Raw genomic sequence first — 22,066 nt, forward strand, 5'->3', positions numbered from 1 at the left:
GCGGTGCCGGCCGTGACCGTCACGCCGCTCCGCACGCCGCGCGCGGCATCCGGCCGCCCGCCCGTCTCGCCCCTCGGCCGGGTCCTCACGGTCGTCGTGCTGGGCACCGTCATGGCGGTCCTGGACATGACGATCGTCAACGTCGCCCTGCGCAGCCTCGCCGAGGCCTTCCAGGCGCCGCTGTCGACCATCCAGTGGACCGCCACCGCCTACACCCTCGCGCTCGCCGCCGTCATCCCCACCAGCGCCTGGGCCATCGGGCGTTTCGGCGCCAGGCGCACCTATCTGACCGCGCTCGCCCTGTTCACCCTCGGCTCGCTGCTCGCCGCCCTCGCCTGGGACGCGCCCAGCCTGATCGCCTTCCGCGCGGTGCAGGGCCTCGGCGGCGGTCTGCTGATGCCGGTCGGCATGACGATGACGATGCGCGCCGCCGACCCGGCCCGGATGGGGCGGGCGATGTCCGTGGGCGGACTGCCCGTACTGGTGGGCCCGGTGATCGGGCCGGCGCTCGGCGGATGGCTCGTCGACGCCGCGTCCTGGCACTGGATCTTCCTGGTCAACCTGCCACTGGGCGCGCTGACGCTGGCCCTCGCGGGCCGGCTGCTGCCGGCCGACGCGCCGCGCGCCGACGCCGCGGCCCCGCGCCTGGACGTCCCCGGCCTGCTGATGCTCTCCCCGGGTCTCGCCCTGCTCCTGTACGGGTTGGCGCGCGGCGGCGCGGGCGGCGACTGGTCGGGCCCGGGGGTGCTGCTTCCCACGGCCGGGGGCCTCCTGCTCGTCGCGGGCTTCGTCCGGCGGGCCCTGACGGCGCGTGAGCCGCTGCTGGACCTGCGGCTGCTGCGCGACCGCACGTTCACCGCCGGGGTCGTCACCCTGGCGCTGTTCACCTGCGGGTACTTCGGCTCGATGCTGCTGGGCCCGGTGTACTGGCAGGCGGTGCGGGGATGGAGCGCGAGCGCGGCCGGGCTGCTCGGCACGCCCGTCGGGCTGGCCGTCGGTCTCACCATGCAGGTGGCAGCCCGTCGCATCGACACCGCCTCGCCCCGCCGGCTGGTCCCCGCGGGTGTCGCCCTCGCGGCGGTCGGGATGGGCCTGAGCGCGCTGCAGACCGGCATCCCGGACGTGGCCCCGTGGCGGGTGACGGGGGCGGCGATGGTGATGGGCGTCGGCGCGGGCATGGTCCTGATGCCGACGATGACCACCGCGAGCCGTGACCTGCCGAGGGAGCGCATGGCGGCGGCCGGTACGGCGCTGAGCATCAACTCGCAGGTGGGGGCGTCGGCCGGCACCGCTCTCGGCTCGGTCGTCCTCGGCGCGGCGGGCGCCGACCCGGCGGGCTTCCGCGTCGCGTACGCGGTGACGGCGGGTCTGATCGCCCTGGCCCTGCTGCCGGCCCTGGCGCTGCCCCGCCGTCCGCGGGCCCTCCGCTGACCCACCCTTGTCAGTCTTGTTTTCCAACTGACTCCCCCTCTAGTGTGTCCAGAAATCAAACTGACCCATCAGAGGGGGCGTGGCGTTCCATGGGAGCCCGCAGACTTCCGGCCCGGCTGGCCGGCCATCCGTCCGTACAGGCCGTGCTGGCGGCCCGCGCGACGGAGCCGCGCGCCGCACCGCCTGCCGTCCTCGACGCCGACCGGCTGCGGGAGCTCTGCCTGCGGGCCGGGGCCGACGACGCGGCGGCGGTCCGCCTGGACCACCCCGACCTGGCCGGGGAACGCGCCCACGTCGAGGAGGCGCTGCCCGGGGCGCGGACGCTCGTCTCGCTCGTCGTCCGCATGAACCGGGACGACGTGCGCTCGGCGGCCCGCAGCGTCGCCAACCACGAGTTCCACCGGGCCGGGGAACTCGTCAACGACGCGGCCCGCACGCTCGTACGGGAACTGCAGGACGCCGGGTACCGCGCGGTGAACCCCTCCGCGACCTTCCCCATGGAGATGGACCGGTTCCCCGGCCGGATCTGGGTCGTCGCCCACAAGACGGTCGCGGTGGCGGCCGGCCTGGGCGTGATGGGACTGCACCGCAACGTCATCCACCCGAGGTTCGGCAGCTTCGTGCTGCTCGCCACCGTCCTCTTGGACGCCGAGGTCTCCGCGTACGGCGAACCGCTCGACTACAACCCCTGCGTGGAGTGCAAGCTCTGCGTGGCCGCCTGCCCCATCGGCGCGATCTCCAAGGACGGCGACTTCGACTTCCTCGCCTGCGCGACGCACAACTACCGCGAGTTCATGGCCGGGTTCACCGACTACGTGCAGACCGTGGCCGACAGCGAGGACGCCGCCGACTTCCGCTCGCGCGTCAGCGACGCCGAGAACGCGTCCATGTGGCAGAGCCTCGCCTTCAAGCCGAACTACAAGGCGGCCTACTGCCTGGCCGTCTGCCCCGCCGGGGAGGACGTCCTGGGGCCGTACCTCGACGACCGCCGGACCTTCATGGACACCGTCCTGCGGCCCCTCCAGGACAAGGCCGAGACCCTGTACGTCCTGCCCGGCTCCCCCGCGAAGGAGTACGCGGAACGCCGCTTCCCGCACAAGACGGTCAAGGAGGTCGACGGCGGCTGGCGCAGACCGGCACCGGCGGAGGACGCCGCAGGCCCCGCCTGACCCGCGGGGCGCGCCTCAGGCCGCGAGCGTGACGCCCAGCCACACCGCGCCCAGTCCGGCGGCGGTGCTCCCGAGGACGTTGGCGGCCGCGTAGCCGCGCGCGCCCGACTCGTACAGCTTCAGCGTCTCGTAGGAGAAGGTCGAGTACGTGGTGAGCGCGCCGCAGAAGCCCGTACCGAGGAGCAGCCCGGCGCGGGCCGAGGCGACGCCGGTGAGCAGGCCCAGGAGCAGCGAACCGGCGACGTTCACGACGAACGTGCCCCAGGGGAAGACGGAGTCGTGGCGGGCCTGGACCGCGCGGTCGGTGAGGTAGCGCAGCGGTGCGCCGACGGCGGCGCCCGCCACGACGAGCAGCCAGTTCACCCGCGCGGCTCCCCTGAGCCGTAGCGGACGACCTCGCAGGCGTCGAGGAGCACCAGACCGCCGTCCGCCGTGACCTCCTCCAGCTCCGGCAGGAAGGCCCGCACCCGCTCCTCCGTGTCCACGATCACGACCGCCACCGGCAGGTTCCCGCCGAGCGAGAGCAGTCGGCTGGTGTGGACGAGGGAGGACGCGCCGAAGCCCTCGACGCCGCGGAAGACGGAGGCCCCCGCGAGACCGGCGGCGTGCGCGCGGTGCACGATCTCCGTGTACACGGGCCGGTGGTGCCAGGTGTGCTGCTCGCCGACGAGCACCGTCAGGCGCAGCGCCCGCCCGTGGAGCCGGCTCATCGGGCCCTCCTCTCCGGGACGGTCCGCACGACGGCCCGGGCCGCCACGGCGCCCGCCCAGACGGCGGCGAGCGCGATGACCGCGGTGGCCGACAGGTAGAGCATGCCGCGCGCGACCTCGCCGCCGGCGAGCAGCCGCCGGGTGTCGAGCGCGTAGGTGGAGAAGGTGGTGAACCCGCCGCAGACGCCGGTGCCGAGGAAGGGCCTCAGGAGCGGATGGGGCGGGGTGACGGTCTCGGTCGCGAGGACCATGAGCGCCCCGAGGACGGCGCAGCCCGCCGCGTTCACGGTGAGGACGGTCCACGGGAAGGCGCCGGCCGGAGTCGGCCAGGCGAGGGTCGCGCCGTAGCGCGCGACCGCGCCGAGCGCGCCCCCGAGGGCGATCACCCCGACGACCGGCAGCTGAGCGCGGAACCCCATGGCACCAGGGTAGGCGCACGGGCCCGTGCGGACGGGCACGGGCCGCGTGAGCGAGGCGCACAGGCACGGCCCCCGGCCTGGGGCATTAACCGGGGCCCGGCCCGTGCTGCCTCGAAGCGATGTTCCGGGCCCGGCCGTGAGCGGGTCAAAGCCGGTCCGGCGAGTCTGTCAGATCCCCCCAGGGGTATCGCGGGAGGCGGGGGTGAGCGGGAGGGGTTGTGGTCCGGCCACCACCGGGCGGCCGATACGGGTGCCGGGTACACCTCGTCGCCGCGGCGCGGAACCGGGAACGTGGAGCGTGCAGCGGGAGGGAGCTGCGCAACCCGTAGGGCAGGAGTGTCGTGAGTACATCCGTCGCAACCAGGTTCAGGACCGTCGCCGCGCCCCGTGACGCGGCCGGCGAGGACGTGTACGGCGAACTCTGCGCCGCGCTCTTCTCCGGATTCCCGCGCCGTGACCAGCGCCTGAAGGCCGAGCAGTATCTGCGCGGTCTGCTGAGCGCGCAGGGCCGCAAGTCCATCCGCAACATCGCCGCGCAGATCGGCGGCCCCGCCGCCGAGCAGAGCCTGCACCACTTCATCTCCAGTTCCACGTGGGACTGGCGGCCGATGCGGGCCGAGCTGGCCCGCTATCTGCAGCAGACCTGCGGTCCGCAGGCCTGGGTGGTCCGGCCGATGCCGATACCGAAGGCCGGCCAGCACTCGGTCGGCGTCGACCGGCGCTTCGACCCGGAGCGGGGCCAGGTCTTCCGCGGCCAGCAGGCCTTCGGCGTCTGGTTCGCCTCCGAGGACATCAGCGTCCCGGTCAACTGGCGTCTCTTCCTGCCGGACCCGTGGGTGAAGGACCGCACCCGGCGCGACCGCGCGGAGGTGCCCGAGGGTGCGGCCGAGGAGACGCTGGAGGAGTGCGCGGTCAACGCGGCCCTCGACGCCGCCCGCTGGCCGGACGTGGCCCGCAAGCCGCTGCTGCTGGACATCCGCGGCGGCGCCGGACGCGCGGCGCTGCACCGGCTGGCGCTCGCGGGTGTCCCGGTGGTCGCCCAGATCGACGCGTCCTGCCGGCTGACCGTCGCGGACCGCTCGCTGCCGGGCTTCGGCTCCGGACCGCTCACGGCCCTGCAGATCCTGGAGTCCCTCAAGGGCCTGCGCCGCCCGGTGAGCTGGGTGGACTCGGCGGCCGGGATGCGCACGTCGCGCACCTCGCTCGCCACCGCGGTCCGGGTCACCCTGCCGGTGCCGGCGGGCGAGCGGCAGCGGCCGCTGCTCCTGCTCGGCGAGTGGGACGACCCGCGGCGTTCCCCGGCCCGGCTGTGGATCACCGATCTGACCGGGTCCGCGGTCGGCCCGCTGCTGCGGCTGACGAAGCTGGCGCGCCGGGTGGAGCGGGACTTCCGCCAGGTCGGCGAGGGCGCGGGGCTGCGGGACTTCGTGGGGCGCTCGTTCCGCGGCTGGCACCGGCACATCACGCTGGCCTCCGCCGCCCACGCGGCGACCGTGCTGGCCACCGACCGGGACACCTCGTACGGCTCCGTCCACGGCCGCTCGGCGGGCTGATCCCCGGCCGGGGCCCGGAAGTTGGGGCTTCCGGGCCCCGTAGGTACGCGTCTGCCGGGGCGGCCTAGGGTCTGTCTTTCGGATCAGGCCGGATCAGGGAGCGGCGTCCGGTGCGTGCAGCTGCAAGGCGGAGGAGGGAGCCATGGCGGAGCCCTGGCGACCGACGACAACGCCGCAGATGCGCGTGCCGGACGCCGCGAGCCCGGCATGATCCGAAAGACAGACCCTAGGGGGCGTCCTTGAGCGGTGCGGACGGACGGCCGTCGCCGAGGTCGGCGCGCCGGCGGGCGAGGACGTCACGGGTGCGCTGGAGCCGGAGCGCCAGCTGCACCTCCAGGACCTGGCCGGGCTTCTGCCATTCCGCGCCCAGGAGTTCGCCGATCCGCTCCAGCCGCCGCGAGACCGTGTTCGGGTGCACGTGCAGGGCCTCGGCCGCGTTGGTCGGGCTGGCGCCGGACGCGAAGTACGCCTCCAGGGTGCGGGTGAGGTCGGTGAACCGCTCGGCGTCGTAGTCCAGTACGGGCCCGATGGCCGACTCGATGAAGCCGTCGACGTCGTGGTCGTCGGACAGCAGCAGCCCGAGGAAGCCCAGGTCGTCCACGGAGGCCGCCGCGCCCGTGCCGCCCAGCGCGCTCATGGCGTCCAGGCAGCGCATCGCCTCCTGGTAGAGCCGGCCCACGCCGTCCGGGCTCCAGCCGGGACCGGCCGCGCCGACCGACACCGGGTGTCCGAGCAGGGGCGCCAGCTCGTCCGCGACCGCCTTCGCGGCCGCCGATGCGTCGAGACCGGGCAGCAGCAGGACGATGCAGCCGCCCTGGACGGTCTTCAGTCCGGCCATCCGGTACGCGTACGAGGACGCCCAGACCACGGCCCGGCCCTGCTCGCCGCCCTCGGGCCGGGCGACGACGAGCACGTGCGGCTTGCGCAGGTCGATGCCGAGACGGCGGGCGCGCTGGGCGATCTGCTGCGGGGCGTGCTGCGGCTCGGCCAGCAGGTCGTCGAGGAGCTCGTCGCGCACGGGGCCCTCGGCGACGGCCGTGGAGCGCTGCATGAGGAGTAGGAAGGCGACGGACTGGGCGGCGAGTTCGAGCAGTCGCTCGTCCTCGCCGGTGAGCGGGGTGGCGGCGCGCACGACGAGGACGCCCAGGTCCTCGGAGCCCGCGATGACCGGCGCGACCCAGGTCCGGTCGGCCTCGGCGTCCTCCTCGGGGGCGGCCGGGTCGGCGGTGTCTCCGGTGAGGACGGGACGGCGGCCGGCGTGGGCGTCGAGGGAGGCCTTGGCGACCGCGTCGTCGTCGAGTCCCGTGATCTCCCCGGTGGAGGCGAGCGTGCGGCCGCCCGGGTCGCGGATCAGCACGCAGGCGTCGAGGGCGTCCCCGGCGGCCTTGGCGACGTTCCCCAGGTCGCCGCCCGCCAGGATCAGATTCATGATCCGGCTGTGCGCCTCCCCGATGTAGCGCATGCGGGTGAGGCGGGTGCGGGCGCGGGAGCTGTCGCGTTCGAGCTCGGTGACCTCGGCCCGGGTCTGGTCGAGCAGGCCGGCCTTCTCCGTGGCGACGGCGGCCAGGTCGGCGAGCGAGGCGGCCAGGCCGAGCTCGCCGGACGTGAAGCGGCGGGATGCGCGGTCGGCCCCGTAGAGCAGGCCGAGGCAGGTGTCGCCCGCGCGCAGCGGCACGACGAGGAACGCCCGCAGGCCCCCGCCCCGGACGAGCTCGTCGACGGCGGGCAGCCGGGTGAAGCGCTCGTCCGCGAGGTAGTCCTCGGTCCAGACGGGTGCGCCGAGGGTGTGGGCGAGGCCGCCGAGCCCGTCCTCGTCGAGGACGCCGGGCCAGCCGGCCGCCGGGTCGGGCGCGGCCAGGTCGCCGTCTGAGGCGTGCAGCGCGCGCAGCCCGTTCGCGTCCCGCAGGGTCAGGAAGGCGACGTCCAGGTCGAGGAGCCGCTTCACCCGCCGGACGACGACCGGGAGCAGATCGTCCAGGTCGTACGGGAGGGTCAGGTCGCGCGCGGTGTCGGAGAGCGCGTCGAGGCCGGCGTCGCGCTGCTCGCGGCGGGCGAGTGCGTGGCCGACCCCGGTCGCGAGGTGGACGGCCCTTTCCAGCTCGGCCCTTCGCGCCTCGGGCAGATCGTCCGCCCGGGCCTTGTCGAGGAGTGCGGTGAACCGCTCCTGCGGTGCCTGCTGGGCGAGCAGCTCCAGTACGGCGAGCGCGTCGGCGCCCCCGCCCGCGTCCGCGCCGTGGTTGGACATGACTCAACTCCCGCTGCTGAGCAGAACCGGGCGCCGCAGTGGAAACCCGTACCGCTGGCCGAACCTAGATCGGGCATGGACGACGGTCAACGGTGAGATCGACCACTTCCTTCCCGTTCGCTCCCCTTCTGCCCCATCTGCGGCCCCCGGAGGGGCCGCAGACACCTGAGCGGCCGTCACGCACGGGGTCTCGGCCGCACCGCCGGACCGCCGACGGGCGGTCCACCGGGGGCCGTTGGCGCCCGGCGGCGCGCCGGGGGCGGCCGTCCGTTCAGACCGCCGCACCGGCCACGGCCGGCACGCCGACGCCCGCCGGGGTCCGCACCCAGGGGGCCGGGGCCTGCGCCGGCACGCGGGGCCGGGTCGCGTCCCGGACCGTCAGCAGCGAACGGTGGAGTCGGCGCAGGCGCGCCGAGGGCTCCCGGCCGCCGTCCTTCTGGAGCCCCGCGCACAGGCGCCGGTAGGCCTCCAGGGCGTCGTCGGTGCGGCCCGAGCGCAGCAGGGCGACCATGAACTGGGCGTGCAGCGACTCGTTGACGGGATGCCGGGCGGCGAGCACGGCGAGTTCCGGCACCATCTCGCCGTGCCGGCCGAGGCCCAACTGGGCTTCCACCCACTGGTCGAGCACGCTCAGCCGGGAGGCCTCCAGGCGTTCGATCTCGGCGCGCAGCCGGGGCCCCGCGTCGACCCCGGCGTACGGCTCGCCGCGCCAGAGCGCGAGGGCCTCGCCGAGGCGGAGCGCGGCGCGCGACAGGTCTCCCGCCTCCATGGCGCGGTAGCCCGCGCCGGCCGCCCGCTCGAACTGCCACACGTCGTGGGAGCCGCCGCCGGTGTCGAGCCGGTAGCCGCCGGACTGGGCGGCCAGCACGGTCTCGGCCGTGCGGCCGGTCGCCTCCTTGCGGCCGCACGGCAGCGCCGCGGCGATCAGGGACCTCAGCCCGTGGATGTGGGAGTGGAGTTCGGCGCGCGCACCGCGCGGGGCGCCGGACGGCCACACCTCCTCCATCAGGACGGAGACCGGGACGATCTGGTCGGCACCGGCGGCGAGCAGGGCGAGCAGTCGTCGCGGCGCGGCAGCGGTCGGGGTGATCGACACCCCGTTCTCGCGTACCGAAAGTCCCCCCAGGATCCGGACGTCCACCTTGCCCCCTCAGTGTCTGCGCACGGGATGACCCTCGATGATTAGAAAAGAGACCGCGGTGCATGTCAATAAGAAACCGGGCGGTACGGAAACATTGGACCCCAGGGACTGGATTTTCGTCCCCTATGCCCGAGTTTGCTCTCATCAACAACGTGTGAAGTCCCGGGGAAACGTACCCACGAATCCAGTAACTGGACCCACGGGTATGCTTTGAGGGACGTTTTCAGGCACCGGCGCGGGTCGCTTCCAGCCAGGGACTTCAACAAACCGCCACGGCGGTTTTCTTTCTTCCCCGCACGTGGCCCATGATGCCGCGTCGGGCGGCCCGCCATAAGGGTGCCTCAGGTGAAGAACCGTGGCCGGGACTCGGCCCCGGCGGCGGCTAGGAGGGGGCGCCTTCGGTCAGGCCGAGGGCGCGGGCACCGCGCCCGGGCTCCAGATCGAGCATGGTCAGGACGGACGGGACCACGATGCTCGGCAGTAAGTGGTGGTAGAGCGAGGAGGCCCAGCGCTCCACCGAGGTGCGGTCGCCGTCCACGGCGTGCGCCATCAGATTCAGTCCCGCGTAGGCGCCGACGACCAGCGGGGCCACCTCCGCCGGATCGGCGTGCGGCAGCAGTTCGCCGCGCTCCTTGGCCTCGCCGAGCAGACCGAGCAGGATCTCGGTCCATTCCCGGTACGGACCGCTGCGGTTGAGGTCGTGCCCGCCCTGGTCGAGGGTGAGCCGCACACTGCCGCTCAGCACCCGGTCCCGGGTCAGCCGGTGCGCGAACACCATGCCGACGTCCACGAACTCCTGCACCTTCGACAGCTGCGGCGGCGCCGTGGGCACGACCGACACCTGGGCGTCGATCACCGCGTGCGCGAGGTCTTCCTTGGAGTCGAAGTGGAAGTAGAGGGCGCCCTTGGTGACTTGGGCGAGCGCCAGGATGTCGGAGAGCTTGGCGGCCTCGTAGCCCCGCTCGTCGAAGACGGCGGCGGCCGCCTCCAGGATCGCCTTACGGGTGCGGATCGCCCGATCCTGCTTCGCCATGGGAGTCCCGTCCCTCTCCTTTGCCCGAACCGGCATCCCGGTGGCCCGAGAAAACAAACCCAGGGGTACCTTATTTTCCGGCGAGTGGAAGATACCCGACGGCCCGTTCGCGGTGAACCAGCACATTGCGCCAGACCCGCCGACAGGCCTCTCACCTGCACATTCGCCAAAAGCTCCAGCGAAGAGAACGTCAGGTTGGAGCCTCGGCACCGACCTGACGCACCGCCGGCTCCCGCCGCCGGTCACGCAGGGCGACGGGAAAACCGACCCCTGGGTCGAGTCAGCCCGTGCCCACGGCGGAGGCGGTCAGCAGCCCGAAGGACGCCACGACCAGCAGGGTGCGGCCGGCGTGGAAGGCGTTCCAGCGCCTCTCGAAGGCCGCCCGGACCGCGGCGGCCGGCTCACCGGTCCGCTCCGAGGCGGCCAGGGCGGTGTTCAGCGGGACGTTGCCGGCGACGGTGACCAGGTGGTTGGCCACCGCGCAGACGAGCCCGGCGACCACCAGCCACGTCTGCGTGCCGGTCCGCCCGTCCACCGGTACGGCCAGCGCTGCCGCCGGGAAGACCACGACCCCGAGGAAGACCACGAGGAACACCGGCCTCGGCACGTACTCGTTGACCCGTCGCATGGCGTGGACGAACTCCTCGTCCGTCAGCCGGGCGAGCGCCGGCATCACCCCCGTCCGGAAGATCAGCATGAATCCCGCGTAGAGACCGGTGGACACGACGGCGAGGGCGAGCAGCAGGGCGGCCATGGGCGTCATCATGACCGATCAACCGGCGTACGGGTCACCGGAACCGCCCAGTCCGTCGGCCTGCCGGATCGCCTCGGCCAGCTCGCGCACCGAGGCCGAGCCGGCCCGCTCGGCCAGCGAACCGGCCCGGGCGGCGAGGCTCGACAGGGCCGGCGCGCCCGGAACGGTGCCTCCGCGCAGCCGGTCGGCGAAGTAGGCGGCGATGGCCGTCAGTTGAAGGCTGTCGTGGCCACCGCCCCAGATCGGCGCGGTCAGGGCGGCGGTGTCCACCGTGCCGGAGCGCTCGTGCGGAGCCCTGGTCGCCGGGTCGAGCCAGCGCACCGTGGCGGTCGCCACCTTCCCGCGCGCCCCGGGCTTCAGCCGGACCGCGTACAGCGCCGTCGCCGTGTGCCCGGCGCCGACCTCGCCGCCGTCGACCCGGTCGTCGCGGAAGTCCTCGTCGGCGACCTTGCGGTTCTCGTAGCCGACGAGCCGGAAGCCCTGCACGGTCGCCGGGTCGAAGGCGACCTGCGCCTTGGCGTCGCGGGCGCGCAGCTCGACGTGGCCGGGCAGCTGGTCCACGAAGACCTTGCGGGCCTGCTCGGGCGTGCCGACGTAGGTGGTGTGCCCGTCGCCCCTGTCGGCGAGCTTCTCCATGAAGGCGTCGCCGTACTCGCTGCCGACGCCCACGCCGAACAGCGTGATGCCGTACGTGCGGCGCTCCCTGTCGATCCGCTCCAGGATGCCCGCGGCGTCGGTGTCGCCCGTGTTGGCGAGCGCGTCGGACAGCAGCACGACCCGGTTGGTGGCGCCCTTGCGCCGGCCCTCGACGGCGACGTCGTAGCCGGTGCGGACGCCCGCCTCGACATTGGTGGAGGAGCTGACCGCCAGACCGTCGACGACGTCGTGGATCCGCTCGCGGTGGCCGCCGACCCGGGTCATCGGCAGGCGGATCTCGGCCTCGTCGCTGAAGCTGACGAGGGCGAGGGAGTCGTCGTCGCGCAGCCGGTCCGCGAGCAGCCCGAGCGACTCCTTGACGAGGTCGAGCCGGCCGGGCTCGCCCATCGAGCCGGAGACGTCGACGACGAACGTGAGGTGGGCGGGCGGGCGTTCCCCGTCGCTCGGCCGCGTCGCGAGGCCGACCCGGACGAGCGACCAGCCGTCGGCGTCCGAGCGTGCGCCGTCGAGGGTGACGCTGAAGCCGTTGTCCTTCGGGCGGGGGTAATCGGGCCTGAAGCTGTTGACGAACTCCTCGGGCCGCACCTCCGCCGGGTCGGGCAGCCGCCCCTCGGCGAGCGAGCGGCGGGCGTAGCCGTAGGAGGCGGTGTCGACGTCGAGGGCGAACGTGGACAGCCGTTCGGGCGCCTCAGGCGCGCCGGAGGGGCGCGCGGCGTCAGGAGCGCCACCGGTCGCGGGTGCGCCGCGGTCCTTCGCCGCGTGGTCGGCGGCGGTCCGCCCGCCCCCGCCGGAGCCGCCCGCGCAGCCGGTCAACAACAGCGCTCCACCGAGCAGTCCGGCGACTGCGGCTCGTGCGATCCGTCGCGTCATGACCATCTCCCCCTATTCCTCGGGCACTTGTGAATGTGACGTCCGGGAGGGCCGGAAGGAGCAGACGAAGGTGTTGCGGATGGATCTCAATGCGGCAACGGCGCCGGGGACACGCCGCTGTGGCTGGGACTCGCCAGCTTTGTCAACAGGGGTTGTCACCGTACGCAGTCGCATGCGTACATGGAGTGGCACACCGATCGGGCGGGGGTGGTCAGCGGTGTCAGAGACTGCGGGCTCCGTGATGCTCGCCCGCTCGGCGATGGGCCGGGCCGGCCCGGAACTCCCCCGCCCCACGGGGCGCCCGGTCCGCGGCACCCGCCGGGTCAGCGCCGCCCTGGCGGGCCTGGCGGCCTCGGCCCGGCACGAGCTGCTGACCTTCGACGACCCGGCCGCCTCCGCCTCGCGTGCGATTCCCGAGCCGTTCCTGGAGCTGGCAGGAGCGTGCATGCGAGCGGCGGCGGAGCGGGCCACCGAGGTCCGCCGCATCGTGCCGCGCCACGCCCTCCCCCAGGTCGTGGGCGCGACGTGGATCCCGGGGCGGGCCCGGGTCGCGGACGCGATCCCGTTCAAGATGATCCTGGTGGACCGCACGGTCGCGGCCGTCCCCCTGGACCTGGAACTGCTCTACAACGGCCTGCTCCTCATCCGCGACCCCGTCGTGGTCCAGGCCCTGGTCCGCGCCCACCACATCGCCTGGACCACGAGCCAGGAGCTGGCCGGCCTCACACCCCCGGCCGCCCGCGACCTCCCCCCGCAGCTCCGCCCCGTCCTCGACGCCCTCCTCGCCGGCCTCACCGACGAGACGGCCGCCGCCCGCCTCGGCATGTCCCCGCGCACCTACAGCCGCCGCGTGGGCGAACTGCTGACGGCCCTGGGCACGACGAGCCGCTTCCGCGCGGGGGCGGAAGCGGCTCGGAGGGGGTGGGTGTGACCGACCCGCCGTGCCGGGGGCCCGGCACGGTACGGGAGCTCCGTCCTACGACACGACGTCCTTCCGGGCGAAGCCGCGGAACGCCAGGGCGAAGAGGACCACCGCGTAGGTCACCGAGATCGACGCGCCCTTCAGCATGCCCGCCCACTCCAGTTGGGGCTGGAGGGCGTCGGCCCAGGCGAACTGCCAGTGGGCCGGCAGGAAGGCGCGCCAGTCGCCGAGGGCGGTGACGGCGTCGAGGACGTTGCCGACGATGGTGAGGCCGACCGCGCCGCCGACGGCGCCCAGGGGGGCGTCGGTGCGGGTGGAGAGCCAGAAGGCGAGGCCCGCCGTGACGAGTTGGGAGACGAAGACGAAGGCGACCGCCACGGCGAGCCGGAGCAGCGCGTCGGAGGCGGGCAGCGCGCCGCCCGTGGGGAGTTTCAACGGGCCCCAGCCGTACGCCACCGTGCCCGCCGCCAGGGCGACCGCCGGGAGCAGCAGCATCGCCGCGGCGCTGAAGGCCAGGGCCACCACGAGCTTGGACCACAGGAGGCGGGCGCGCGGGACCGGGGCGGCGAGCAGGTAGCGCAGGGAGGACCAGCCGGCCTCCGAGGCGACGGTGTCCCCGCAGAAGAGGGCCACCGGGATCACCAGCAGGAAGCCCGCGGAGACGAAGAGGCAGGTCGCGGCGAAGTTGGCCCCCGAGGCGGTGGCCGTGTCCATCAGGGTGATCCGGTCGTTGCGGGCGCCGTCCGGGCCGCCGCCGATGGCGAAGGCGGCGATCAGGACGAAGGGCAGGGCCGCCAGGATCAGGCCCATGACCAGGGTGCGGCGGCGCTTCAGCTGGCGTGCGGCTTCGACGCGCAGCGGCAGGGTGCGGCCGGGGGCGTAGCCGGCGGCGACTGCGGCGGTCATGCGGTCTCTCCTCCGATCAGGGTCAGGAAGGCGTCCTCCAGGCGTCGGTGCGGGCCGACCCCGGTCACCGGTACGTCCAGGCGGACGAGTTCGCCGATGAGAAGGCTCGCGGTCCTGTCGTTCAGGCGGACCAGCAGGCCCGCGTCGACGCGTACCGCGCCCAGCTTCTCCACCACCTCGTCCGGCACCTCGCCGTCCAGGGTGACCAGGAGGGTGTCGCCGGAGCCGGTGATCTCCTCGACCGGGCCGGCCTGGACCAGGCCGCCGCGGTCCATCACCACGAGGTGGGTGCAGGACTGTTCGACCTCGGCGAGAAGGTGGCTGGAGACGATCACGGTGCGGCCGGCGGCGGCGTAGCGGATCATCACCTCCCGCATCTCGCGGATCTGCGGTGGGTCGAGGCCGTTGGTCGGCTCGTCCAGGATGAGCAGGTCCGGCAGGCCGAGCATGGCCTGGGCGATGGCGAGCCGCTGCCGCATGCCCTGCGAATAGGTGCGGACGGCGCGTTCCAGGGCGCCGCCGAGGTTCGCGATGCGCAGGGCCTCGTCGACGTGGGCGTCCTCGGCCGGGCGCCCGGTGGCCTGCCAGTACAGCTGCAGGTTCTCCCGGCCCGACAGGTGCGGCAGGAAGCCCGCGCCCTCGACGAACGCGCCGACGCGGGAGAGCACCGGGGCGCCGGGGCGGATCGCGTGCCCGAAGACCCGGATCTCGCCCTGGTCGGGGGTGATGAGGCCCATGAGCATGCGCAGGGTGGTGGTCTTGCCTGCTCCGTTGGGGCCCAGCAGGCCGAGGACCTGGCCCTGCTCGACACGGAAGGACAGGTCGCGGACGCTGTACCGGTCGCCGCCCGCGTACTTCTTGGTCAGGCCGGTGATCTGGAGCGGGACATCGGCGAGGGCGGGGTCGGGGGCGGGGGCCGCCGTCCGGCGCCGGGCCGTGAGCAGGAGTGCGGCGGCGGCGAGGACGCCGAGCGCCGGCAGGCCCCACACCCACCAGGGCAGGGGGGCCGCCTGGGTCGCGACCGCGGGGGCCGTCGGCACCGTCAGCGGGCCCTGGACGCCGACCGTGTACGTGGCGGGGGCGGCGGGGGAGGCGTAGCCGAGGTCGGTGGCGGCGAGGACGAGGCGCAGCCGGTGTCCGGCGGCCACCTCGTGGTCGACGGCGGGGAGGGTGAGGTCCACGGTGCGGCCCTTGGCGGCGCCGTCGACCCGGACCGGCGTGACGAGCTGGGCGGGCAGCACCTGCTGCCGTCCGTCCGGCCCCACGTCGTACACCTTGGCGAAGAGGACCGCCGAGCCGTCGGGGGCGGTCGAGGTCACCCGGACCCTGGCGGTGGGGGCGCCCGTGACGCGGATCGGCTGCGACTGTGGCCGGGCGTCGAAGGCCGCGAACTGGCCGGGGAAGTCGAGTGACAGGCCCACGCCGAGGGTGGAGAGCTGGGAGAGGCCGCCGCCGAGGCCGGGGACCGCGGACAGGGCCGGCGGTGCGGCGCCCGCCGGGTTGGCGAAGGAGCGCGGCGGGCCGGCGAGGGCGAGGCGGACGGGACCGGCGGCGAGGCCGGGGTAGCGGTCGGCGGTGGCGCCGCGCAGGATGGCCCGGCCGTCGGTGGAGTCGACGCCTCCGGTACGGCTGACGCGGAAGGCGGGCCCGGTGTCGGCGGAGGTGTCGTGCTTGAGGTAGCGGTCGAACCAGCGGGTGATCCGGGCCTGGACGCGTGCGGTCTCGCGGTCGCCGCCGTCGTGGCCGCCGGCGGTCCAGTCGACGGCGACGGGCGCGCCGTTGGCGGTGAGGGTCCGCGCCATGGCGTCGGACTGGGCGAGCGTGAACAGGGAGTCCGCCTGGCCCTGGACGATCAGCGCGGGCACCTTGATGCGGTCGCCGACGGCGGACGGGCTGCGGGCCTCCAGGAGGGCGCGGGCGGCGGCGTCGGGCTTCCCGGAGACGGCGACCCGCTGGTAGAGGGCGCAGACCTCGGGGCTGAAGCGTCCGCAGCCGTCGGCGCCTGCGGTGGCGCCGGTCGAGAAGAAGATGCCGGCCCAGAGCTTCTTGAAGACGCCGTGGGGGAAGAGGGCGTCGGCGAGGTTCCAGTACGTGATCTGCGGCGCGACGGCGTCGACGCGCGGGTCGTAGCCGGCGGCGAGCAGGGAGATCGCGCCGCCGTAGGAAGCACCGGTGACGCCGACGCGCGGGTCGCCGGGCCGGTCGAGGAGCACCTCGGGGCGGCCGGCGAGCCAGTCGACGAGCCCGCGGACGTCCTTGACCTCGCGCTGCGGGTCGTTGAGGCCGATGTGTCCGGTGGAGGCGCCGAAGCCGCGGGCGGACCAGGTGAGGACGGCGTAGCCGTCACGGGCGAGCTGTTCGGCCTGGGCGCGGACGTCGTCCTTCGAGCCGCCGAAGCCGTGGCCTATCAGGACGGCGGGGCGCCGGCCGGCGGCGCCGGCGGTGAAGTAGGAGGTGTCGAGGCGGACGCCGTCGAGGTCGAGCGTCCGGTCGGCGCGGGTCACGGGTGCGGGCGCGTCGGAGGCGACGGCGGTCCAGGTGACGCCGCCGCCGGCGAGGACGGCGAGGACGGCGACGACCGCGGCCCACCGCGGCAGACCGGGTCGCGGAAGGCCCTTTCGGGGAAGTCGCAGCTGCATGTGGTCGAGCCTAGGCGCCGGGAGGCCCGCGGCTCGGCTGCCAGGGGCGGAGAACCGCGGCCTCCTCCGGTCGTACGCAGTACGGTCCCGTACACCAGGCGCGGTATGCGCGAGCGGGGAGGTTCGGATGGAGATCCGGCGGGCGACGACGGTGGCGGAACTGATGGCGGCGGGCCATCTCTACGACGCGCCGCCGCGCGAGGAATGGGCGGCGGGGTTCCTCGCGGCCTCGGGGCACGTGCTGCTGATCGCGTACACGGCGGACGGCTTCCCGGCCGGCTTCGTGTCGGGGATCGAGATGCGGCACCCGGACAAGGGCGTGGAGATGTGCCTGTACGAGCTGTCGGTGGACGAGGGGCACCGGCGGCGGGGCGTGGGGCGGGCGCTGACGGAGGCGCTGGCGGCCGAGGCGCGGCGGCGGGGCTGCTACGGGATGTGGGTCCCGGTGGACACGGACAACGAGGCCGCGCTGCGGACGTACGGGGCGGCGGGGGCGGCGGACGAAGGGGTGTTCGCGATGCGCGGGTGGACGTTCGGCGGGGAGTAGCCCCGCCGGGGGCCCGGTCCGGCGGACGGTGGCGGGCCGACGGGCCCCGGCGGACCGCCGGACGGCGCGAGGGGTCCGGCCGCCGGGGGGGGTCCGGCCCGACGGCCGGACCGACCACCCTGCGTCCTGTCGTCACGCTCCCGTCGTCGCATGGCGTCGCGGGGCAGGCGGGAGTCTGACGACAGGGCTTAGGCGACCAGCCGTCCGAGCAGCGCGTCGTCCACCGGGTAGGGGCGCTCCTTCGGCAGCAGGTCCGCCGCCGCCTCGGTGCGGCCCTCGCGTACGAGGCCGTGGACCTCGTGGAAGAGCGGGGTCACGTCCCTGATGCCGACGGTCCACTCGTCGGCGTAGCGGCGGGAGGCCTCGCCGGCGAGGCCGAGCTGGAGGGAGCGGTGTCGCAGGGGGCGGAGGTGGAGGTCACGCTCGGGGTCCCACTGGACCCGCGCCGGGGAGCGCTTCAGTTCGCGCTGCCAGGCGGCCCGGTCGGGGTGGAGGCCGCGGACGTAGTGGGACGGGCAGGCGTGGCGCAGCGCCCACTCGAAGCCCTCGCGGGTGATGTCGACGGCGAGGACGGTCTCCTGGCCCTCCTTCAGGCCCCAGCCGCAGCGGTAGGCCATCCACAGGAACGAGGGTTTGATCCAGGTCATCCGGTCCCGCTTCCACAGGGCGGGGAAGCGCCCGTCGCGGGCCGCCGGGAGGCCGATGGCGGGCCGGTAGGCCTGGTAGACGGTCACCGTGGTGTCGGTGTGGACGGCACGGATCTGGTGCCTGGGGGGTGGAACGGGGACGGACATGGCCCCCAGGGTGCGCGGCGACGCACCCTGGGGGCCAGTGTTTTTTGGGCTCAGTGGTTGCGCGGGAAGCCCAGGTCCACGCCCGCCGGGGCGTCGGACGGGTCCGGCCAGCGCGTCGTGACGACCTTGCCGCGGGTGTAGAAGTGGACGCCGTCGTTGCCGTAGATGTGGTGGTCGCCGAAGAGCGAGTCCTTCCAGCCGCCGAAGGAGTGGTAGCCCACGGGGACCGGGATCGGGACGTTCACGCCGACCATGCCGGCCTGGATTTCCATCTGGAAGCGGCGGGCCGCGCCGCCGTCGCGGGTGAAGATCGCGGTGCCGTTGCCGAACGGCGAGGCGTTGATGAGGGCGACGCCCTCCTCGTAGGTCTCGGTGCGCAGCACGCACAGGACCGGGCCGAAGATCTCGTCCTGGTAGGCCTTGGCCGTGGTGGGGACGTGGTCCAGGAGGGACAGGCCGATCCAGTGGCCGTTCTCGTGGCCGTCGACCGTGTAGCCGGTGCCGTCGAGGACGACCTCGCAGCCCTCGGCCGCGGCACCGTGCACGTAGGAGGCGACCTTGTCGCGGTGGACGGCCGTGATGAGCGGGCCCATCTCGGAGGTCGGGTCGTTGCCGGGGCCGATCTTGATCTTCTCGGCGCGCTCGCGGATCTTCTGGACCAGCTCGTCGCCGATGGCGCCGACGGCCACGACCGCGGAGATCGCCATGCAGCGCTCGCCGGCGGAGCCGTACGCGGCCGAGACGGCAGCGTCGGCAGCCGCGTCGAGGTCGGCGTCGGGCAGCACCAGCATGTGGTTCTTGGCGCCGCCGAGGGCCTGGACGCGCTTGCCGTTCGCGGAGGCGGTGGTGTGGATGTGACGCGCGATCGGGGTCGAGCCGACGAAGGAGATCGCGGAGACGTCCGGGTGCTCCAGGAGGCGGTCCACGGCCACCTTGTCGCCGTGCAGCACGGTGAAGACGCCGTCCGGCAGGCCGGCCTCGGCGAGCAGCTCGGCGATCTTGAGCGACGGCGACGGGTCCTTCTCGCTCGGCTTGAGGATGAAGGTGTTGCCGCAGGCGATGGCCAGGGGGAACATCCACATCGGGACCATGGCCGGGAAGTTGAACGGGGTGATGCCGGCCACCACGCCCACCGGCTGGCGGATCGCGGCCACGTCCACCCGGTTGGACACCTGGGTGGAGAGCTCGCCCTTCAGCTGCGTGGTGATGCCGCAGGCCAGGTCGACGATCTCCAGGCCGCGGGCGACCTCGCCGAGCGCGTCGGAGTGCACCTTGCCGTGCTCGGCGACGATCAGCTCGGCGATGGCGTCGCGGTTGGCGTCGAGCAGCGCGCGGAACTTGAACAGGATCGTGGTGCGCTGGGCGAGCGAAGAGGTGCCCCAGGTCTCGAAGGCGGCCTTGGCGGAGGCGACCGCCGCGTCGACCTCCTCGACGGAGGCGAGCGCCACCTGCGTGGTGACGGCTCCGGTGGCCGGGTCGGTGACCGGGCCCCAGTTGCCCGACGTGCCCTCGACGGTCTTGCCACCGATCCAGTGGTTGACGGTCTTCGTCATGACGTACTCCTTCAGAGATGGCGGCGTCGGGCGGTGACGTGCCGGTCGTACTCCTCGCGGGCCTCGACCGCCGACGGGCGGGTCGACGTCTCGGCCACGGGCACATCCCACCACGCCTGGGCGGGGGGCGCGCCCGACACTCTGTCTGCCGTTTCGGTCTCGACGTAGACACATGTGGGAACGGTCGCCTCGCGGGCGTCCGCGAGGGCTTCCCGCAGGTCACGTACGGTGTGGGCGCGCAGCACCCGCATGCCGAGGGAGGCCGCGTTGGCCGCCAGGTCGACGGGGAGCGGCGGGCCGGTGAAACTGCCGTCCTCGGCCCGGAAGCGGTAGGCGGTGCCGAAGCGCTCGGCGCCCACGGCCTCGGACAGGCCGCCGATCGACGCGTACCCGTGGTTCTGCAGGATCACCACCTTGACGGGCAGTCGCTCCTGTACGGCGGTGACGATCTCGGTGGGATTCATCAGATACGTCCCGTCGCCGACGAGCGCCCAGACGGGACGTCCGGGCGCGGCGAGCGCGACGCCGATGGCGGCGGGGATCTCGTAGCCCATGCACGAGTAGCCGTATTCGACGTGGTACTGGTCGGCGGAGCGGGTCCGCCACAGCTTGTGGAGGTCGCCGGGGAGCGAGCCGGCGGCGTTGATCAGGATGTCCTCCCCGGTGACCAGGGTGTCGAGTGCGCCGAGCACCTGGGCCTGAGTGGGGCGGGCGCCGGGGGCGGGCGCGGCGTAGGCGGCGCCGACGCGGGCCTCCCAGCGGTGCTTCTCCTCGGTGTACTCCTGCGCGTAGGGCGCGCTGACGTGGTGGTGGTCCAGCAGCGTGTGGAGCTGCTCCAGGCCCGCGCGGGCGTCCGCCACCAGCGGGAGCGCCGCCATCCGGTGGCTGTCGACGGCGGCGACGTTGAGGTTGACGAACCGCACGCCGGGGTGGCCGAAGAGGGTCGAGGACGCGGTGGTGAAGTCGCTCCAGCGGGTGCCGACCCCGATCACCAGGTCGGCGGTGCGGGCCAGGTGGTCGGCGGCGGCGGTGCCGGTGTGGCCGATGCCGCCCATGTCCTGCGGGTGGTCGTGGGGCAGGGCGCCCTTGCCGGCCTGGGTGGAGGCGACCGGGATCCCGGTCCGCGCGGCGAAGTCGGAGAGCACCTCCTCGGCCCCGCTGTACTTGACGCCTCCGCCGGCGACGATCAGCGGCCGGGCGGCCCGGTTCACGGCGGCGGCGGCCGCGGCCAGCTCGTCCTCGTCGGGCGAGGGGCGCCGCACCCGCCAGGTCCGCTCGGCGAAGAACTCCTCGGGCCAGTCGAAGGCCTCGGCCTGCACGTCCTGCGGGAGGGCGAGGGTGACGGCGCCGGTCTCCGCGGGGTCGGCGAGGACCCGCATCGCTTCGAGGGCGGCCGGGATCAGGGCCTCGGGGCGGACGATCCGGTCGAAGTAGCGGGAGACGGGCCGCAGGCTGTCGTTGACGGAGACGTCGCCCGCGTGGGGGACCTGGAGCTGCTGGAGGACGGGGTCGGCGGGGCGGGTGGCGAAGGTGTCGCCGGGCAGCAGCAGGACCGGCAGCCGGTTGATCGTGGCGAGGGCGGCTCCGGTGACGAGGTTGGTGGCGCCGGGGCCGATGGAGGTGGTGACGGCGTGCGCCTGCAGCCGGCGGGACTGTCGGGCGTGGCCGACGGCCGCGTGCACCATGGCCTGTTCGTTGCGGCCCTGGTGGTACGGCATGAGCGCGGAGTGCTCGACGAGCGCCTGGCCCATCCCGGCGACGTTGCCGTGGCCGAAGATGCCCCAGGTGGCCGTGATCAGGCGCTGCCGTACGCCGTCGCGTTCGCTGTACTGCGCGGCGAGGAAGCGCACCAGGGCCTGGGCGACGGTGGCGCGGCTCACGCGTACCCCTCGGTGTGGTCGGGGTGGAAGCTGATCCGCCAGGCCCGTTCGGGCCCGGGGCCCGCCATGACGTTCAGGTAGTACAGCGGGTGCCCGGGCTGGGCGACGGACGGGCCGTGCCAGCCGTCCGGGACGAGGACGGCGTCGCCGGTGCGGACCTCGGCGAGCAGTTCGGCGCCGCCGGGGCGGGACGGGGTGATCCGCTGGTAGGCGTAGCCGTGCGGGCCGGCGACCTCGTAGTAGTAGATCTCCTCCAGGACGGACTCCGTGCCGGGACGGTGCTCGTCGTGTTTGTGGGGCGGGTAGGAGGACCAGTTGCCGCCGGGGGTGACGACCTCGACGGCGATCAGCCGGTCGCAGGGGAACCCGTGTCCGTCCTCGGCTCCGGCGGGGGGCGCCGCGGCGAAGTTGCGGACCTCGCGGGTGCGGTTGCCGCTGCCGCGGGTCTCGACGGGAACCTCCGGCGCGGGGCCGTAGCGGGCGGGGAGTCGTCGCTCGCACTTCGCTCCTGCCAAAGCGAAGCGGCCTCCCGCACCGGAGGCGATCTGGGCGTGTGCGTCCCGGGGCACATAGACGAAGTCCGATACCCCGTCGAACACGCTCGCGCGGCCCACGAGTTCGAGGATTTCCCCGTCGACGCGCACCGTACCGCCCCCGGACAGCGGAAGCACCACCCATTCGCTGTTCCCCGTCTCGAACGTGTGCGTCCCGCCGGGCGGAAGGTCGAGCACGCGCAGCGCGCTGTGGGTCCAGCCGGCCCGCTCGGGATCGATGTCGACGGCGTACGGGCCGCGGGCGGCCGCGCCGGCGGGAACGTGCAGTTCGAGCGTGGAGTCCATGGGC

At 74.1% G+C, this 22,066-nt stretch carries 19 protein-coding genes; 5 read left to right on the top strand and 14 right to left on the bottom strand.

Annotated features, from left to right (window positions below):
- Nucleotides 1-12 precede the first annotated feature (12 nt).
- Both ACGF1Z_RS10405 and ACGF1Z_RS10410 read left to right on the top strand, forming a co-directional pair.
- A complete protein-coding gene (locus tag ACGF1Z_RS10405; protein ID WP_393002026.1) occupies nucleotides 13-1,431 on the top strand; it encodes a DHA2 family efflux MFS transporter permease subunit in 1,419 nt (472 codons plus the stop codon).
- A gap of 89 nt (nucleotides 1,432-1,520) precedes the next feature.
- Nucleotides 1,521-2,600, top strand: coding sequence for a 4Fe-4S binding protein (locus ACGF1Z_RS10410; protein WP_393002028.1), 1,080 nt, complete (start codon nucleotides 1,521-1,523; stop codon nucleotides 2,598-2,600).
- A 15-nt stretch (nucleotides 2,601-2,615) separates the two neighbouring features.
- On the opposite strand, the gene crcB (ACGF1Z_RS10415) is transcribed toward ACGF1Z_RS10410, so the two are convergent.
- The 3 genes from crcB (ACGF1Z_RS10415) to crcB (ACGF1Z_RS10425) are packed head-to-tail and all read right to left on the bottom strand — an operon-like array spanning nucleotide 2,616 to nucleotide 3,729.
- Nucleotides 2,616-2,963 (bottom strand): fluoride efflux transporter CrcB, encoded by a 348-nt coding sequence (gene crcB, locus ACGF1Z_RS10415; RefSeq protein WP_393002030.1) that lies wholly within the window; start codon nucleotides 2,961-2,963, stop codon nucleotides 2,616-2,618.
- Entirely contained in the window at nucleotides 2,960-3,310 is a 351-nt protein-coding gene (locus ACGF1Z_RS10420; RefSeq protein WP_393002032.1) for a DUF190 domain-containing protein, read from the bottom strand. The genes crcB (ACGF1Z_RS10415) and ACGF1Z_RS10420 overlap by 4 nt, the downstream gene beginning before the upstream one ends.
- Nucleotides 3,307-3,729, bottom strand: coding sequence for a fluoride efflux transporter CrcB (gene crcB / locus ACGF1Z_RS10425; protein WP_393002034.1), 423 nt, complete (start codon nucleotides 3,727-3,729; stop codon nucleotides 3,307-3,309). Before crcB (ACGF1Z_RS10425) ends, ACGF1Z_RS10420 begins: the two co-directional genes overlap by 4 nt.
- A 341-nt stretch (nucleotides 3,730-4,070) precedes the next feature.
- Here crcB (ACGF1Z_RS10425) and ACGF1Z_RS10430 point away from each other — a divergent pair, with 341 nt between their 5' ends.
- Nucleotides 4,071-5,282, top strand: a complete 1,212-nt coding sequence (locus ACGF1Z_RS10430) for an IS701 family transposase (protein ID WP_393002036.1) — start codon at nucleotides 4,071-4,073, stop codon at nucleotides 5,280-5,282.
- 226 nt (nucleotides 5,283-5,508) lie between these two features.
- Here the strand turns inward: ACGF1Z_RS10430 and ACGF1Z_RS10435 are convergent, their stop codons facing one another.
- From ACGF1Z_RS10435 to ACGF1Z_RS10455, 5 genes are all read right to left on the bottom strand, one after another.
- Entirely contained in the window at nucleotides 5,509-7,527 is a 2,019-nt protein-coding gene (locus ACGF1Z_RS10435) for a GAF domain-containing protein (RefSeq protein WP_393002038.1), read from the bottom strand.
- 271 nt (nucleotides 7,528-7,798) lie between these two features.
- Entirely contained in the window at nucleotides 7,799-8,668 is an 870-nt protein-coding gene (locus ACGF1Z_RS10440) for a BTAD domain-containing putative transcriptional regulator (RefSeq protein WP_393002040.1), read from the bottom strand.
- A gap of 382 nt (nucleotides 8,669-9,050) precedes the next feature.
- Nucleotides 9,051-9,701 (bottom strand): ScbR family autoregulator-binding transcription factor, encoded by a 651-nt coding sequence (locus tag ACGF1Z_RS10445; protein ID WP_393002042.1) that lies wholly within the window; start codon nucleotides 9,699-9,701, stop codon nucleotides 9,051-9,053.
- A gap of 280 nt (nucleotides 9,702-9,981) precedes the next feature.
- Nucleotides 9,982-10,455 carry a DUF1772 domain-containing protein gene (locus tag ACGF1Z_RS10450; protein ID WP_393002044.1) on the bottom strand — a complete coding sequence of 158 codons (474 nt, stop codon included), beginning with the start codon at nucleotides 10,453-10,455 and terminating at the stop codon, nucleotides 9,982-9,984.
- 18 nt (nucleotides 10,456-10,473) lie between these two features.
- Entirely contained in the window at nucleotides 10,474-11,982 is a 1,509-nt protein-coding gene (locus tag ACGF1Z_RS10455) for a von Willebrand factor type A domain-containing protein (protein ID WP_393002046.1), read from the bottom strand.
- 217 nt (nucleotides 11,983-12,199) lie between these two features.
- On the opposite strand from ACGF1Z_RS10455, the gene ACGF1Z_RS10460 reads away from it, so the two are divergent.
- Entirely contained in the window at nucleotides 12,200-12,913 is a 714-nt protein-coding gene (locus tag ACGF1Z_RS10460) for a DNA-binding response regulator (protein ID WP_393002048.1), read from the top strand.
- Between the two features lie 45 nt (nucleotides 12,914-12,958).
- On the opposite strand, the gene ACGF1Z_RS10465 is transcribed toward ACGF1Z_RS10460, so the two are convergent.
- The gene (locus ACGF1Z_RS10465) at nucleotides 12,959-13,810 is read right to left on the bottom strand and encodes an ABC transporter permease (RefSeq protein ID WP_393002050.1); all 852 of its coding nucleotides are present in this window, start codon (nucleotides 13,808-13,810) and stop codon (nucleotides 12,959-12,961) included.
- A complete protein-coding gene (locus tag ACGF1Z_RS10470; protein WP_393002052.1) occupies nucleotides 13,807-16,449 on the bottom strand; it encodes an alpha/beta fold hydrolase in 2,643 nt (880 codons plus the stop codon). The genes ACGF1Z_RS10465 and ACGF1Z_RS10470 overlap by 4 nt, the downstream gene beginning before the upstream one ends.
- A 127-nt stretch (nucleotides 16,450-16,576) precedes the next feature.
- Between ACGF1Z_RS10470 and ACGF1Z_RS10475 the strand changes: the two genes are divergently transcribed.
- Nucleotides 16,577-16,996: a GNAT family N-acetyltransferase gene (locus ACGF1Z_RS10475; protein ID WP_393002054.1), complete on the top strand. Its 420-nt coding sequence runs from the start codon at nucleotides 16,577-16,579 to the stop codon at nucleotides 16,994-16,996.
- Nucleotides 16,997-17,184: 188 nt separating this feature from the next.
- On the opposite strand, the gene ACGF1Z_RS10480 is transcribed toward ACGF1Z_RS10475, so the two are convergent.
- The 4 genes from ACGF1Z_RS10480 to iolB are packed head-to-tail and all read right to left on the bottom strand — an operon-like array spanning nucleotide 17,185 to nucleotide 22,062.
- Nucleotides 17,185-17,790, bottom strand: a complete 606-nt coding sequence (locus ACGF1Z_RS10480; RefSeq protein ID WP_393002056.1) for a DUF4291 domain-containing protein — start codon at nucleotides 17,788-17,790, stop codon at nucleotides 17,185-17,187.
- A gap of 50 nt (nucleotides 17,791-17,840) precedes the next feature.
- Nucleotides 17,841-19,343, bottom strand: a complete 1,503-nt coding sequence (gene mmsA / locus ACGF1Z_RS10485; RefSeq protein ID WP_393002058.1) for a CoA-acylating methylmalonate-semialdehyde dehydrogenase — start codon at nucleotides 19,341-19,343, stop codon at nucleotides 17,841-17,843.
- A gap of 11 nt (nucleotides 19,344-19,354) precedes the next feature.
- Nucleotides 19,355-21,223, bottom strand: a complete 1,869-nt coding sequence (gene iolD / locus ACGF1Z_RS10490) for a 3D-(3,5/4)-trihydroxycyclohexane-1,2-dione acylhydrolase (decyclizing) (RefSeq protein ID WP_393002060.1) — start codon at nucleotides 21,221-21,223, stop codon at nucleotides 19,355-19,357.
- Entirely contained in the window at nucleotides 21,220-22,062 is an 843-nt protein-coding gene (gene iolB, locus ACGF1Z_RS10495; protein ID WP_393002062.1) for a 5-deoxy-glucuronate isomerase, read from the bottom strand. Before iolB ends, iolD begins: the two co-directional genes overlap by 4 nt.
- Nucleotides 22,063-22,066: the final 4 nt, after the last annotated feature.

The sequence above is a fragment of the Streptomyces sp. NPDC048018 genome (genome assembly GCF_043202995.1).
Lineage (GTDB): Bacteria > Actinomycetota > Actinomycetes > Streptomycetales > Streptomycetaceae > Streptomyces.

Bases quoted from the DNA above. Each gene is read 5' to 3' on its own strand.
- ACGF1Z_RS10410 (WP_393002028.1), top strand. From the start codon at position 1,521: ATGGGAGCCCGCAGACTTCCGGCCCGGCTGGCCGGCCATCCGTCCGTA.
- ACGF1Z_RS10420 (WP_393002032.1), bottom strand. From the start codon at position 3,310: ATGAGCCGGCTCCACGGGCGGGCGCTGCGCCTGACGGTGCTCGTCGGC.
- crcB (WP_393002034.1), bottom strand. From the start codon at position 3,729: ATGGGGTTCCGCGCTCAGCTGCCGGTCGTCGGGGTGATCGCCCTCGGG.
- ACGF1Z_RS10435 (WP_393002038.1), bottom strand. From the start codon at position 7,527: ATGTCCAACCACGGCGCGGACGCGGGCGGGGGCGCCGACGCGCTCGCC.
- ACGF1Z_RS10445 (WP_393002042.1), bottom strand. From the start codon at position 9,701: ATGGCGAAGCAGGATCGGGCGATCCGCACCCGTAAGGCGATCCTGGAG.
- ACGF1Z_RS10450 (WP_393002044.1), bottom strand. From the start codon at position 10,455: ATGGCCGCCCTGCTGCTCGCCCTCGCCGTCGTGTCCACCGGTCTCTAC.
- ACGF1Z_RS10455 (WP_393002046.1), bottom strand. From the start codon at position 11,982: ATGACGCGACGGATCGCACGAGCCGCAGTCGCCGGACTGCTCGGTGGA.
- ACGF1Z_RS10465 (WP_393002050.1), bottom strand. From the start codon at position 13,810: ATGACCGCCGCAGTCGCCGCCGGCTACGCCCCCGGCCGCACCCTGCCG.
- ACGF1Z_RS10470 (WP_393002052.1), bottom strand. From the start codon at position 16,449: ATGCAGCTGCGACTTCCCCGAAAGGGCCTTCCGCGACCCGGTCTGCCG.
- ACGF1Z_RS10475 (WP_393002054.1), top strand. From the start codon at position 16,577: ATGGAGATCCGGCGGGCGACGACGGTGGCGGAACTGATGGCGGCGGGC.
- ACGF1Z_RS10480 (WP_393002056.1), bottom strand. From the start codon at position 17,790: ATGTCCGTCCCCGTTCCACCCCCCAGGCACCAGATCCGTGCCGTCCAC.
- mmsA (WP_393002058.1), bottom strand. From the start codon at position 19,343: ATGACGAAGACCGTCAACCACTGGATCGGTGGCAAGACCGTCGAGGGC.
- iolB (WP_393002062.1), bottom strand. From the start codon at position 22,062: ATGGACTCCACGCTCGAACTGCACGTTCCCGCCGGCGCGGCCGCCCGC.